15 protein-coding genes, 1 tRNA gene and 3 pseudogenes are annotated in these 13,137 nt (G+C 68.9%); 9 read left to right on the top strand and 10 right to left on the bottom strand.

Going from position 1 to position 13,137, the window contains the following annotated elements; genetic code table 11:
* Positions 1-151: 151 nt before the first annotated feature.
* Entirely contained in the window at positions 152-991 is an 840-nt protein-coding gene (locus HNR20_RS26035; RefSeq protein ID WP_184184912.1) for a LysR family transcriptional regulator, read from the top strand.
* A 43-nt stretch (positions 992-1,034) separates the two neighbouring features.
* Here HNR20_RS26035 and HNR20_RS26030 read toward each other — a convergent pair whose 3' ends face one another.
* The 3 genes from HNR20_RS26030 to HNR20_RS26020 form a co-directional block, all read right to left on the bottom strand.
* A complete protein-coding gene (locus tag HNR20_RS26030) occupies positions 1,035-1,346 on the bottom strand; it encodes a hypothetical protein (RefSeq protein WP_184184910.1) in 312 nt (103 codons plus the stop codon).
* A gap of 6 nt (positions 1,347-1,352) precedes the next feature.
* A complete protein-coding gene (locus HNR20_RS26025) occupies positions 1,353-1,784 on the bottom strand; it encodes an alpha/beta fold hydrolase (RefSeq protein ID WP_184184907.1) in 432 nt (143 codons plus the stop codon).
* 115 nt (positions 1,785-1,899) lie between these two features.
* Positions 1,900-2,253 (bottom strand): hypothetical protein, encoded by a 354-nt coding sequence (locus HNR20_RS26020; protein ID WP_184184904.1) that lies wholly within the window; start codon positions 2,251-2,253, stop codon positions 1,900-1,902.
* Positions 2,254-2,477: 224 nt separating this feature from the next.
* Here HNR20_RS26020 and HNR20_RS26015 point away from each other — a divergent pair, with 224 nt between their 5' ends.
* On the top strand, positions 2,478-3,689 hold the full coding sequence (locus HNR20_RS26015) for a chymotrypsin family serine protease (protein ID WP_184184901.1): 1,212 nt from the start codon (positions 2,478-2,480) through the stop codon (positions 3,687-3,689).
* A 440-nt stretch (positions 3,690-4,129) separates the two neighbouring features.
* Here HNR20_RS26015 and HNR20_RS26010 read toward each other — a convergent pair.
* A pseudogene (locus tag HNR20_RS26010) lies at positions 4,130-4,469 on the bottom strand (transposase); the annotation flags it as partial.
* Between the two features lie 205 nt (positions 4,470-4,674).
* On the opposite strand from HNR20_RS26010, the gene HNR20_RS26005 reads away from it, so the two are divergent.
* From HNR20_RS26005 to HNR20_RS32465, 7 genes and pseudogenes are all read left to right on the top strand, one after another.
* Positions 4,675-5,067: a YbaB/EbfC family nucleoid-associated protein gene (locus tag HNR20_RS26005; protein WP_184184897.1), complete on the top strand. Its 393-nt coding sequence runs from the start codon at positions 4,675-4,677 to the stop codon at positions 5,065-5,067.
* A complete protein-coding gene (locus tag HNR20_RS26000; protein WP_184184895.1) occupies positions 5,067-5,381 on the top strand; it encodes a type VII secretion target in 315 nt (104 codons plus the stop codon). Before HNR20_RS26005 ends, HNR20_RS26000 begins: the two co-directional genes overlap by 1 nt.
* A 19-nt stretch (positions 5,382-5,400) precedes the next feature.
* On the top strand, positions 5,401-6,126 hold the full coding sequence (locus HNR20_RS25995; RefSeq protein ID WP_184184892.1) for a WXG100 family type VII secretion target: 726 nt from the start codon (positions 5,401-5,403) through the stop codon (positions 6,124-6,126).
* Positions 6,127-6,289: 163 nt separating this feature from the next.
* The gene (locus HNR20_RS25990) at positions 6,290-6,766 is read left to right on the top strand and encodes an EndoU domain-containing protein (RefSeq protein ID WP_375791641.1); all 477 of its coding nucleotides are present in this window, start codon (positions 6,290-6,292) and stop codon (positions 6,764-6,766) included.
* Positions 6,767-6,788: 22 nt separating this feature from the next.
* Positions 6,789-7,046: a hypothetical protein gene (locus tag HNR20_RS25985; protein WP_184184886.1), complete on the top strand. Its 258-nt coding sequence runs from the start codon at positions 6,789-6,791 to the stop codon at positions 7,044-7,046.
* Positions 7,047-7,367: 321 nt separating this feature from the next.
* Positions 7,368-7,500 (top strand): annotated as a pseudogene (locus HNR20_RS32470) (site-specific integrase); the annotation flags it as partial.
* A 125-nt stretch (positions 7,501-7,625) separates the two neighbouring features.
* A pseudogene (locus HNR20_RS32465) lies at positions 7,626-7,769 on the top strand (site-specific integrase); the annotation flags it as partial.
* A gap of 69 nt (positions 7,770-7,838) precedes the next feature.
* Here the strand turns inward: HNR20_RS32465 and HNR20_RS25980 are convergent.
* The 6 genes from HNR20_RS25980 to HNR20_RS25950 all read right to left on the bottom strand — a co-directional run bounded on the left by HNR20_RS25980 (position 7,839) and on the right by HNR20_RS25950 (position 13,132).
* Positions 7,839-7,912: transfer RNA gene (locus HNR20_RS25980), tRNA-Pro, on the bottom strand.
* Between the two features lie 194 nt (positions 7,913-8,106).
* Entirely contained in the window at positions 8,107-9,513 is a 1,407-nt protein-coding gene (der, locus tag HNR20_RS25975; RefSeq protein ID WP_229687319.1) for a ribosome biogenesis GTPase Der, read from the bottom strand.
* Entirely contained in the window at positions 9,510-10,190 is a 681-nt protein-coding gene (gene cmk / locus HNR20_RS25970) for a (d)CMP kinase (protein WP_184184883.1), read from the bottom strand. Before cmk ends, der begins: the two co-directional genes overlap by 4 nt.
* A 195-nt stretch (positions 10,191-10,385) precedes the next feature.
* On the bottom strand, positions 10,386-11,156 hold the full coding sequence (locus HNR20_RS25965) for a pseudouridine synthase (RefSeq protein WP_184184880.1): 771 nt from the start codon (positions 11,154-11,156) through the stop codon (positions 10,386-10,388).
* Positions 11,143-12,165, bottom strand: coding sequence for an SMC-Scp complex subunit ScpB (gene scpB / locus HNR20_RS25960; protein ID WP_221309912.1), 1,023 nt, complete (start codon positions 12,163-12,165; stop codon positions 11,143-11,145). Before scpB ends, HNR20_RS25965 begins: the two co-directional genes overlap by 14 nt.
* Positions 12,158-13,132, bottom strand: coding sequence for a segregation and condensation protein A (locus HNR20_RS25950; RefSeq protein WP_229687320.1), 975 nt, complete (start codon positions 13,130-13,132; stop codon positions 12,158-12,160). Before HNR20_RS25950 ends, scpB begins: the two co-directional genes overlap by 8 nt.
* Between the last annotated feature and the right edge of the window lie 5 nt (positions 13,133-13,137).

The raw sequence follows: 13,137 nt of genomic DNA, 5'->3' as shown, positions 1-13,137 counted from the left end.
CCGGTTATCGATCGACGGCCTGTCCTGCCTGCACCTCGATCGTGGTACGGATCACGGTCGAGAGACGCGCCCTCGTCACCGCCTTACACTTCGGTGTTGCGCCGGCCAGCGACGGGAATCGGACGCGTTGCAACCGGAGGGAGACGGCTCGGTGGAGCTGCGTGACATCGAGATCTTCCTGACCCTGGCCGGGGAGCTCCACTTCGGACGGACAGCCGAGCGGCTCCGAGTGTCTCAGGCGCGGGTCAGTCAGTCGATCAAACAGCAGGAGCGCAGGATCGGCGCAGCCCTGTTCGAGCGGACCAGCCGCACCGTGCGGCTCACCCCGCTCGGCGAGCGGCTTCGCGACCGACTCGACGCGGGCTACCGCGAGATAATGGTGGGCATCGAGGAGGCTGCCGCCGCCGCGCGCGGGCAGATCGGCACGCTGACCGTTGGCACTATGGGCCCCCATCACCAGGAGATCGCGGCCGTCTTCGACCTGTTCCGGCAGCGGCATCCGCAGTGTGCGTTGCGTACCCGCGAGATTCTTCCCAGCGACCCGTTCGGTCCACTGCGCGCCGGCCGGGTCGACGTCGGGATACTTTGGCTACCTGTCCGCGAACCCGACCTCGCCGTCGGGCCGCATCTGCACACCGAGCAGCTGGTGCTGGCCGTCGGCTCCGATCATCCACTGGCTGGTCGGGACCGGGTCTCGATGGAGGAGCTCGGCGATCACCCGGTAGTGGGTCCCGAGGGGCCAATTCCGGGCTACGTGTGGGAGGCGCACACGCCGTCCGTGACACCCGCAGGCCGGCCCATCCGATCCGGAATCACCGTGGACACTCTCGAAGAGGCCTTCACGGCGATCGGTGCCGGCCTGGTCATCTCCCCCGTCGGAGCGCATGTGGCCGCCTCCCGGGTGCGCCCGGACATCACGTTCGTGCCCGTCGACGACGGGCCGGTCCTGCGGTACGCGCCGGTGTGGCGCAGCGCCGCGAGACCGGGCTGATCCGCGCTTTCGTCGAAGCCGCCAGGGATGCGCAGAACACCCCTTAGCAAGCGCAGGAGACAACTAACACCGCGGCGCAGGGGACCGCTCCGCGGTCAGACGGCGGCTCCACGGCCAGGTCGACCGGGCGGTGGCTGCCATTACAGCTTTCACCTTCGATTTCGATGCCCACCGCGTTGGCCCGGACGAGGTCGCGGAAGATTCCCACCGCCTCCTCGGCAGCCGCCACCGCCGCGCTCACCTGCCCCAGCTCGGCGTGGCGCAGGCTGACCGTGTTCAACGCCAGCGCCAGGTTGGCAAGCGCCCCGGCGAGACCTCGCTGGCCTCGCGCCGACCTGCTACCACCGGTGAGCACGAGGGCTCAAGCGGCGGCGAAGCTCACGACCAGCCGGGCGAGTTCGGCAGGTTGATCCTCCGACACGAAGGTGGACGAGTCGGCGACCGTGACCAGGCGGGCGTCGGGCAGGGTCGCGGCGAGTCGTTCGAAGAGCTGGGCACGGAAGATCCGATCGTCCTCCGCGCGGACCAGCAACACCGGCTTGCTGAATCCGGTCAGTGCCTTGGCAGCGGCCAGCGTGTACCTGTTGTGCACGCCAACGATGAACCGCTTGGTATCCCTGCGGATCTGCCGGCTGCCGTAGCTCGGCCGTAGGTAGGAGTCGATGATCTCGGCGGGGATGCCACGCTTGGCCAGCCAGCCGTCGTAGGCGACATACGCGGTTTCCGCGGCCGCGTCGAGGTCGGTGGCCTTCCGGTCGGTCCGGAAGACCCAGCGCGGCTCTCCACTGGTCACCCTGCGCCGTACTACGAACGAGCCGCCAGGCTGCAACCTGCAGCCGTGATACACGATGCCGGCATGCACGAGACTGCCGTCCGTGGTCTCCACGCCAGGGCCGGCGAAATGTGTCTCACCCCGGCACCCACGAGTACGGGAGCAGGCGACGGAAATCACGCTCCGTCGGTTCACGCGGACGCCCGGCAATCGGCGGATCCTTGAGGTTGGCCGCGGTGAGCCAGGCTTCAATCGGTTCGGGCGTCCACTCGCGCTCGCGGTCGATCTCCCGAAAATAGGCCCGGCTGCCACGCCGGATACGAAGCCTGCTGCGTTCCCCGACATGCCCGGCGGGTGCGACGGCCGGTAGACCGTCGGCACAGCGCACCAGAGACGCCGGGGCGGACAGGATGAGCTGCGCGATCTGCGCCCCGTCCTCGATCGAGAGCCGGACCAGAGACTGAGGACGTTCCTCCCACTCGGGCCGCATCAAACTGACCCGAACCGATCGCTCATCGGTTGCGACGACGATGTCACGGCCGCCCCTGTCGTCCGAAGCAGTCCACTGCCGAAGACGGGCATTCGGGCGAGGGTCGCCGACGATTGCAACCGGGTCAGCGGCCGGCGCGGATGTGGTCGGCGGTCCGTCCTGCGGCATGGCCCGGCCGAGGTGGGGAATGGAGCGACGAGCGGGGTCACCGAGAGGGGGCCGTCATGCACGAGATCACCTCGCGAGAACAGGACCAGTTGCTCAGGTTCATGCGTCGGCACCGAAAGCAGCTGATGTCATTCCCGAACGTCCGTTCTGTCGACATCGGCTTCGAGTTCAAACGCAAGCGCCCTTCGGACCGGCTGGCAATCCGCGTTCACGTCACCCGCAAGATGCCGGACAGCAGCCTCACCCCGTCGGAGCAACTCCCCGACGAGATCGAGGGGGTGCCGGTCGACGTCATCGAGAGCAATCCCGTACCGAATGTGGATGTTCGGCACTCTCGGCACGATCCTGTCCTCGGCGGCATCAACGTCGGAAACCTCAAGGTCGGAGGTCCCGGCACCGGAGACCCGGGGACGCTGGGGGCCATCGTGTTCGAACGGGGCACGCTGCGGCCTCTTGCGTTGACGAACTGGCACGTGGCGGTCGCTGATCCGCCGGTCGCGATGGATCCGATCATCCAACCCGACCCGGTTGCGCCCGATCCGGAGCCGCCGAACAACTTCCTTGGCCGCCTGCTGCGCTGGGACCAGGGTCTGGATGCCGCCGTGAGTTCGATCGGCGAGCAGGACGGCAGTCGCAGCCGGAACGTGTCCACCGACATCGAAGGGCTGCCACTGCCGGCATCCGGTAGCAAACCGCACGTCGTCGGCCTCAAGGTGCTCAAGTCCGGGCTGCGGACCGGAGTCACCGGGGGCACCATCGACGGCACGGACGGCATCGAGTTCTCGGTCGTTCCCGACGACTTCGCATTGCCTCAGGGGGTGCTCAGCGATCACGGCGACTCGGGGGCGTTGTGGCTGGACCGGAACACCTTCACGGCGGTCGGACTGCACTTCGCGGGTATCAGCAGCCCAGAGGTCCGGGCGTGGGGGAAGTCGTTGTCCAGGATCTGCGACACGTTGAACATCTTCGTGCTGGACGTCGCAGCCATCGGCACCCCGTGGATCGGCGGGCACTGCCGTGTGCTCGCCTCCACCCGCGCCCATGCTCCCTGCAATCTGCGAATCGTCTATCCCAGCGGGCGCACCAGCCACGCGAGAGGACTGGGTGCGGCGACCGCCGATGCCCAGGGGCTGGTCAGGTGGCAGTGGCGCATCGGGTCGAGCACCAGGCGCATGCCGGGCGTCAAGATGAGCGCACATCTGACCCTGGACGGTGCGGAGCATCTCCTCCTCGCAGAGCTCGAAGGCGCCACGGATCTGTCGGGATGAATTGGAAGGGCGCCAACGGGATCGCAGGCTGCGTGGGTCGGCGCGGACAGGATCAACACCTGGCCGTGGCGGACGCGTGGGACGAGCTGGCGAGCTAGCCGTAGACGATCTTGCGTGAATCCTCGACCCACACGACGTGGATCCGGTCCCTCCGGTAACGGGGGGTTTTCGGGGGCGGTTCAAAATCCTATAGACAAAATTAAAGCCCTGACCAGCGTTTCCGCTGGTCAGGGCCTCTTGTCTGTCGGGACGGCCGGATTCGAACCGACGACCCCTTGACCCCCAGGACGGATGGTCGAACGTCCGCGCACGTCACGCCCGATGGGGAGCGTTCGGCGGCCCCGACTGTCTACTCGTGCGGCGCATGGACGCGCACGACGTGTGGTCCCCGACTGGTCCCCGGCTCCAGGTCATCGTGCTGGAGAGGATGCAGCGGTCGGGAGCGACGACGGGTCCTCGGCGCGGCCGGCCTTCTCGCGGGCCTGGCAACAGCAGGTCATGGATGGCCTGGTCGGTGCCGTCGTCACGCCAGAGTCTGAAGTAGTAGTACACCGCTGACCGGGGCGGCAGGTCGTTCGGAAGGTACATCCACTGGCAGCCGGTCCGGTTCTGGTAGAAGATCGCGTTCACGATCGCCCGCAGCGGGTAGCGGCCCTCATGGCCTGATGGTGACGGGCGTTTCGCTTTCCACGCCTGCAGGAACGGATCGATCAACGCCCATTGCCGGTCGGACAGGTCACTTATAGCCCACTCAGAATCCGAGAGAGCCCCGGTGTCCATGGCGCCGCCCTGATCGTCCCCGGATGAGAGTCCCACCGTCCGATCCGCCGCATCGCCGTCCTGGGCACCACCCACAACCCCGAGCACACGCCCTGCGTCCGGTCACCGCGTCGGCCGCATCCCGCGCTCGGCAATCTTGGCGTGGTGGGCCGCGGCTACACTCACGCGTCTACATCCCCTACTCGGCAACCGAAACGGAGGCGCGATGGGTAATCCGCTGTTGGACGCCGAGGATGCGCGGGAACGCCTGGAGGCCTGGCAGGCCAATGCCTCGCGCCGGGCCGCCGACACGCAGGCCGCCGCTGCCGGCTTGCGCGCGCTGCGGGTTACGGCCACCGACGCCCACAAGATCGTCGAGGTCACCGTCGACTCCACGGGGGCGATGGCCGACGTCCGGCTCTCCGCGCGGGTGCAGCGCATGAGCCTGGAGCAGACTCAGCAGGCGATCATGGGCGCCTACCGCAACGCGCGGGTCAAGCTCGCCGAGGCCGCCGCCGAGGTCGTACGGGAGACGGTCGGCGCCGACTCGGCGACCGGCCGGGCCCTGCTGGCCGGATTCCGGACCGGCGACACCGAGGACGAAGAGGGGCGTTACTGATGCACGGTGGGTTCGAGGTCGACATCGAGGCCCTGCGCGCGCACGCCACGGCCATGTTGGCCATTCACGACCGCTTCGCCGCCGTCAAGGCCGCGAGCGGCACCATCTTCCAGGCCGACGAGGCGTACGGGCAGCTCTGCCAGTTCTTACCGCCCATCCTGGAGGGACGCCACCGGGACCAGGACAAGGGCGTGGGGATGCTCGCCGAGAACATCGAGCTGCTCGCCGCGGGAATCAAGAAAACAGCCGACGCCTATCAGCGGGCCGAGGAGTCGACCACCGACGGCTTCAACTCCTTCCACTCCGCGACCTGAGCCGGCCCGGCGTCCTCTCATGAGCAACCCACTGGTCGCCACGACCTCCGACATCCCTTCGACCAGCGCCGCGCACCGCGACGGCTGGACCGGCCTGCCGCTTGCCGACGACTACATGGGCATCAAGGACGCCATCGACTCCGGCAGCTGGATCGACGGCTCAATCGCGGGCTTGGGCGCCGCTCTCGACGGGGCGGCCATCGCCATCGACCCATTCAGCACGCTCCTGTCGATGGGCATCGAGTGGGCCATCGAGCAGGTCGAGCCACTGAAGCAGGCACTCGACTGGCTCGCCGGTGATCCCGAGACCATCGAGACGCACGCCATGACCTGGGACAACATGGCTAATGAGCTGTTCTCCATCGCCGAGGACCTCAAGGCGCGGCTGGTCGGCGACCTCGACGGATGGCAGGGCGCCGCCGCCGACGCCTACCGCGACATCCTCACCATCAACATCGACGTCGCCGGGATCTTCGCGGGCACGGCCGCCGGCATGGGTGCCGCGACCCGTGGCGCGGGAACCGTGGTGCAGATAGTGCGGGAGGTCGTGCGCGCCTTCATCGCCGACTGCATCGCCAAGGTCGTGGTGTGGCTGGCCGAGGTGGTCTTCTCTCTGGGCTTCGCCACACCGCTTGTCGCCTCCCAGCTCGCGGTCGCCGTCGTCCGCTGGACCGGCCGCATCTTCGGCTGGCTGATGGGCCTGATCGCCAGCCTCTCCGCCCTTCGCGCACTCCTCGACGTCTAGGCGGCCCTCGATGCGACAACTCATGGCGGCTCTGCGGACCACCGCCGTTTTGGTGGTCCTGTTCGCTGTGGCGGGCCTCCACAACAAGCACCCCTCAGGCCCCACCCCACCGCACGGCGGTGACGGCGATGGCCCCAAGCGTCCCAAGTTCAGCCCCGGCATGATGCCCAAGCGCGTGGGACCAGCCCAGCAGCACGGCATCCAGCGCGCCGAGGAGGGCCGCCCGAAGGGTGCCGACACATCCGAGCCCGAGGCGCCCAAGAGGACCAACCCCTGGGACGACCCCGAGTTCACCGACGCCAAGTACGACATGCACCGCTTCGGTCAGATGGGCGAAGGGGCGATGGACAAGATCTGGGACGGCGACGGCCTGGGCAATGGCAACCACAAGCCCTCCTCCACCGAGCCCGGCAAGACGCTCTTCCCGCCCGGCACCACCAAGGCGCAGGTCGAGGGCTGGTTCAAGAGCATCGCCACCAACCCCGACAGCCGCCCTCAGCCACGTGCCAACGGCGACGGCTGGCGCGTCACCGGCACCCGCGACGGCATCACCTGCATCGTTACCCTGGACATGGACGGCAGCATCTCCGGCGGCTTCCCCGTCAGCGGCCAGGGCGTCACCACCAACTCAAAGGCCTAGCCACCGAACCCACGGGAGACCCATGGAAGTCAACGATTACTACCGGCGCAGCCGCCGGATCACCGACCAGCTCGCACCCAGGATCAGCCCGAATCACCGGCCGTTCGTCCTGACCGCCGCCGGCGCCGGCGCCTGGGACCTGGCGATCACGGAGCTCGTCGGCGCCCTGTCGGAGGAGGACGTCGTGATCACCACGGCGGAGAAGGACGCGCTGCGGGAGCTCATGGAGTACCTCCGGGAGCCTCTGACCTACCTGGAGCAGATCCGGACCTCGGGCTGACGGCCGAAGCGTAGATCGGGCCCCTCCCCGTCGGGAGGGCCCGTTCGCGTGTACCGGTACTGGCCGCTCATAGCGGCCCACATGACCCGACGGAGACGGACGCTTCGCCTTCCACGCCCGCAAGAACGGATCAATCAACGCCCACTGCGCATCGGTGAGATCAGTCGAATAGGCCACACGTCCCATGACCAGGCCCAACGCGACACCAGCACGCGGATCTCAGCGCACCGGCCACGTTCATGACATCGAGCGACGACACAACATCTAACAAGCGTCCAAAGTAGACACGATTTACTAGCCAGTCATGGCACCTGGGGCAAGATCCGCACGCAGAAACTCGGAGCCAATCGGTTCCGCTCACGAGCGCGGTTCCGCGACTACGACGGTAAGACAGACCCGCGACATCGAGGCCACCGGCACCACCGGGCCGGCCGCGGAACGGGCGTTGAAGGTCGTCATCGCTGCCGAAGCCCAGCTTCGGATCAGACGCAAGCACCTGCCCGACGAACGGCAGGCCGGGGACTGCCGACCACGACCAGATTGGTTCGGTTCAGGTCGACCATGCCCGGTGGTGGCACGACCGGCATGAGCCTTGAGCAGATCGCGGATCTCTGCGGCCACTCCGGTACGACGGTTACTGAGAGCGTCTACCGGCATCAACTACGGCCGGTGCTCCTGGGCGGTGCAGTTGCCATGGACCGGACCTTTGACGCTGAGGCGTAGTCACTCAGTTAGTCACCCAGGTATGACAAAGGGGCCGTCTCGATCTTCCGAGATGGCCCCTCACCTGCGTCGGGACGGCCGGATTCGAACCGACGACCCCTTGACCCCCAGTCAAGTGCGCTACCAAGCTGCGCCACGTCCCGCCTCCGCGTGGTTTCCCCCGCGGCAGCCGGTACAGCTTAGCGCAGCACTCCCGGCGCGTCCGCACAGGCCCCACCTGGGTCGAGGCGACCCGGAAACCACCCACCGCACACCCCCTAAAGCGTCCTAGGAGGGTGGGGTAACGGAAATGCCGGATGGGTCGCGTGGACCCATCCGGCATTTTCGAGACGACTGGTTAGCCGTGTGCCTTGCCTCGGCCGCCGGGGCCGAGCTTCTTACGGGGGCGGACCGAGATCTCGATGGGGCTGCCCTCGTACCCGAATTCCTCGCGGAGCTTGCGCTCGACGAAGCGCTGGTAACCGGCGTCCAGCGGGCCGGTGGTGAAGAGCACGAACCGTGGCGGCGCCACCCCGGCCTGCGTCGCGAACAGGATGCGCGGAGCACGACCGCCGCGCACCGGGTGGGGGGTGGCCTGCACCAGCGCGGTCAACCACTGGTTGAGCTGCGCGGTCGGCACCCGGGTTTCCCAGCTAGCGAGGGCCTTGTTCAGGGCCGGAGCCAGCTTGTCCACCGCGCGGCCGGTCATCGCCGACAGGTTCAGGCGGATCGCCCAGGGGATGCGGCGCAGCTCCCGGTCGATTTCCTTGTCCAGGTAGTACCGGCGGTCGGCGTCGACCAGGTCCCACTTGTTGAACGCGATGACCATTGCCCGGCCGGCCTCGGTCACCATCGACAGGATCCGCTGGTCCTGCTCGCTGATCGGCTCGCTGGAGTCCAGTAGCACCACGGCGACCTCGGCGGCCTCGATCGCACCGGCGGTGCGCAGGCTCGCGTAGTACTCGGTGCCGCTGGCCTTACCGACCCGCTTGCGCAACCCGGCGGTGTCCACCAACTGCCAGGTCTGACCGCCGATGCTGACCAGGCTGTCCACCGGGTCCACAGTGGTGCCCGCCACCGAGTCGACAACCGCCCGCTCCTCACCGGAGAACCGGTTGAGCAGGCTGGACTTGCCCACGTTCGGCCGCCCGACCAACGCCACCCGGCGCGGTCCACGCGGCCGGTTCTCCACGATCGCCGGTGCTTCCGGCAACGCGGCGAGGATGGCGTCCAGCAGGTCGCCGGAGCCCCGCCCGTGCAGCGCGGAGACCGTGAACGGCTCGCCGAGGCCCAGCGACCACAGCGAGGTCGCCTCCATCTCGATGGAGGTGTTGTCGGCCTTGTTCGCCACCAGGATCACCGGCTTGGCGCTGCGGCGCAGCATCTTCACCGCGGCTTCGTCCACGTCCGTGGACCCCACCATCGCGTCGACCACGAAGAGGACCACGTCGGCGGTCACGACGGCCGTCTCGGCCTGCGCCGCGATGGCCGCGGCCCGGTCCTTCGCGTCCGGTTCCCAACCGCCGGTGTCCACCACGGTGAACGCCCGGCCGTTCCACTGCGCGTCATACGGCACCCGGTCGCGGGTCACGCCGGGGACGTCCTCAACGACCGCTTGGCGGCGGCCGATGATCCGGTTGACCAGAGTGGACTTACCCACGTTGGGGCGACCGACCACGGCCACCACCGGCTGCGGGCCGGCCTGCTCCTCGACGGCGACGTCGGGCTCACGCAGCTCGACCCACCCCGCACCATCGCTACTCATGCCACGCCCCGCTCGGTGAGCAGGTCACGCAACCGCGCCACGACCTCGTCGATGCCCAGCTCGGTGGTGTCCAGCACCACCGCGTCGGGCGCCTGCGCCAGCGGGTTGACCTTGCGGGTCGAGTCGAGCCGGTCCCGTCGGGCCAGGTCAGCGGCGGTGGCCGCCACGTCGGCGGCGTCCTCGGCGCTACGCCGCGCCGCCCGGGCCGCCTCGGAAGCGGTCAGGAAGACCTTCAGGTCAGCGTCCGGAGCGACGACCGAGCCGATGTCACGACCCTCGACCACCATCCGGCCGGCGTTGGCGATCATCTCGCGTTGGCGGGCGACCAGCAACTCGCGGACCGCCGGCACCGCGGCGACGGCGGAGACCGCCCCGGTCACCTCCGGGCCCCGGATGTCAGCGTCCACCCCGACCCCGTCGACGGACACGGCGTAACCCTGCGGGTGGGTGCCGATGTGCAGGTCCACCTCGCCGGCGACCTTAGCCACCGACGCGGTGTCGGTGAGATCCACGCCGGAGCGCAGCACGGCCCACGTGATCGCCCGGTACATCGCCCCGGTGTCGAGGTAGCGTGCACCGATGCCGACGGCGAGGCGCCGCGACACGGTGGACTTACCCGAACCGGACGGCCCATCCACAGCGACCACACATCGCCCGGCCCGTACGTTTTCCTCCACCGTGTCCTCCTCAGCCCGTACCTCACGGATCGCCCGGTGCTCTGGCGCCGCAAGCGGTTGTCCATCCTCATCAATCATGCCCGGGGTCCGTGACGGACCCACGCGCGACGCCACCGGAGGCGACCCACGCCACCCCCAGCGGCCGCGTCTCGGCCGTTGCGGAGCCTACCGGCACCCGTACCCCGGATTCCGGGGTCAGTCACCCACCGCGTTGAACAGGGCGGCGACCTCCGCGTTGGTCAACCGCCGCATCCGCCCGGTCCGCAGTTCACCCAACCGGATGGGCCCGATCGAGGTACGCACCAGCCGGGTGACCGGGTGGCCGACCTCCTCCATGAGCCGCCGGACGATGTGCTTGCGCCCCTCGTGCAGACTCAGCTCCACCTGGGCGGACTTGCCCAGAGTGTCCACCACCCTGAACGAGTCGACCTTCACCGGCCCGTCCTCCAGCTCGACCCCGGCCAGAAGCCGCTTGCTCAGGTTGCGCGGAATCGGCCCGACCACCTCGGCGAGATAGGTCTTCAGCACCTGGTACGAGGGGTGCATCAGCCTGTGCGCGAGGGTGCCGTCGTTGGTGAGCAGCAGCAGGCCCTCGCTGTCCGCGTCGAGCCTCCCGACGTGGTAGACCCGCTGATCCAGCCGGGCGCCGATGAAGTCGGACAGCTCGTTGCGTCCCTTTTCGTCCGCCATGGTGGTGACCACGCCGCGCGGCTTGTTCATCGCCACGTAGACCAGGCGGACGTCGACCTGGAGGCGTTCGCCATCCACGTGGATCACGGCGACGGCCGGGTCGACCTTGTCGCCGAGCTTGGCGACCCGCCCGTCCACGGTGACCCGGCGGCGGAAGATCAGGTCCTCGCAGGCACGCCGGGAACCCACGCCGGCGGCGGCGAGCACCTTCTGCAGGCGCTCAGCCCCCTCGAAGACAGGGGCGTCGGGTTTGGGGGAACGGTTATCGGGTCGCATCAGCAAGCTCTTCTACGTCGTCGGGCAGGAAGGGTGCGAGGGGCGGCAGCTCGTCGACGGTGTTCAACCCGAGCTTCTCCAGGAACAACGTGGTGGTCCGGTAGAGGAACGCCCCGCTGTCCTGTTCGGTGCCGCACTCCTCGACGAGGCCGCGGGTGACCAGCGTACGGATGACCCCGTCGCAGTTCACACCCCGGATGGCTGAGATTCGCGAACGGGTCACCGGCTGCTTGTAGGCGACCACGGCGAGCGTCTCCAACGCTGCCTGGGTCAGCCGCACCGATTGCCCGTCCAACACGAACCGTTCGACGTAGGTAGCGTATTCCGGCCGGGTGTAGAGCCGCCACCCGCCGGCCGCCCGGCGCAGCTCGAACCCGTGCCCCGCCGCGGTATAGCCAGCGGCGATCTCGTCGAGCATCGGCCCGACCCGTTCGGCGGGCTGCTCCAGCACCTGGGCCAAGACCAACTCGCTGACCGGCTCGTCGACCACCAGCAGGATCGCCTCCAGGGCGCCCCGCAACTCGGCGTCGGACAATTCGGGCGCAGGCTCCGGCACCACGGGCGCCCGCCGCCGGCCCGCCAGCTGCCGTCGGGGTACGGCCTGCGCGTCCGCCGCCTCCCCAACGCTGCCGGCCGAGTCCCCACCGGCACCGTCCAACTCGCCGAGAACAGCAGCCTCTAGCGTCTCAGCGGCCTCAGCCGGCTCACCCGGCTCGTCCGAGAATTCCGGCCCGGGGAGCGGAAGGTCCCCTCCATGATCTGCCGCAATGACGGGTGGAACGGCGTCGGACGGGGCGGTGACGGACGTGTCCGGCGGCACGTCGGAGGCACGCTCGTCGACGCCGCTGTTGTCGACGTCACTGTCGTCGACGCCGTCGTCGGCGTCACTGTCGTCGGTGGCTCCGGCGGGGGTGGAAGCGGGCGGGCGGGGGCGCTCCCACGGGGGGATCCAGGCGGCGGCCTGATCGGCCAGGGAATCTCCGGAGTCCCGGCGTTCCTCGTCACTCATCCCCAGCACCCTCCGTCGTTCCCGTCCCGTCCGATCCGCCGGCCTCCCCCACCGACCCACCGCCCGCATCCGGCTCAACTGCCAAAGACTCCACAGCCAAAGACTCAGCCGGGGTGCCGGCGTACTCGTCGACGTGCAACTCGGTGTCGCCGTCGGCCGGGCCGGTCCAGCGCACGGTCAGCTCCTCCAGGGCCTGCTCCTGCACGAAGGACACCAGGCCCTCCCGGTACAGCTCCAGCAGCGCGAGGAACCGCGCCACCACCTCCAGGGTCGCCTCGCAGTCGGCGCAGAGCAGCGAGAACGTGGCGGTGCCGGCCCGGCGCAGTCGGGCGCTGAGGATCGCCGCGTGTTCTCGGACACTGACCCGGACCATGTGCACGTGGGCGATGGAGACTTCCGGCACCGGTTTCGGGGTCATCGCCTTCACGGCCAGCTTCAGTAGCCGCTGGGGGCCGATGCCGAGCACCAGGTCGGGCAGCGCCTCGGCGTAGCGGGCCTCCAGGCTGACCGCCCGCGGGTACCGCCGGCCGCCGACGGCCTCCAGCTCGGCGATGTGCGCCGCCGCTTCCTTGTACGCCTTGTACTGCAGCAGCCGGGCGAAGAGCAGGTCCCGGGCCTCCAGCAGGGCCAGGTCGGCCTCGTCCTCCACCTCGGCGGAGGGCAGCAGCCGGGCCGCCTTCAAATCGAGCAGGGTCGCGGCGATGAGGAGGAACTCGCTGGCCTCGTCCAGGTCCCAGTCGTCGCCCATGGCCCGGATGTAGGCGATGAACTCGTCGGTGACCGTGTGCAGGGCCACTTCGGTGACGTCGAGTTTGTGTTTGCCGATCAGTTGCAGCAGCAGGTCGAACGGGCCGGTGAAGTTGGCCAGCCGCACCGTGAACCCGGTGGCGACCGGGTCGGTGGGCGGCACACCGTCGACCACGGCCGCGGCGGCGGTATCGGGCGGGTCGAGGGGTGGCGCGGTCACCGGAC

This window comes from Micromonospora parathelypteridis (assembly GCF_014201145.1).
Taxonomy (GTDB): domain Bacteria; phylum Actinomycetota; class Actinomycetes; order Mycobacteriales; family Micromonosporaceae; genus Micromonospora; species Micromonospora parathelypteridis.
Note: the sequence above shows the minus strand (reverse complement) of the source record. Positions and strands in the feature narration are given on the sequence as shown.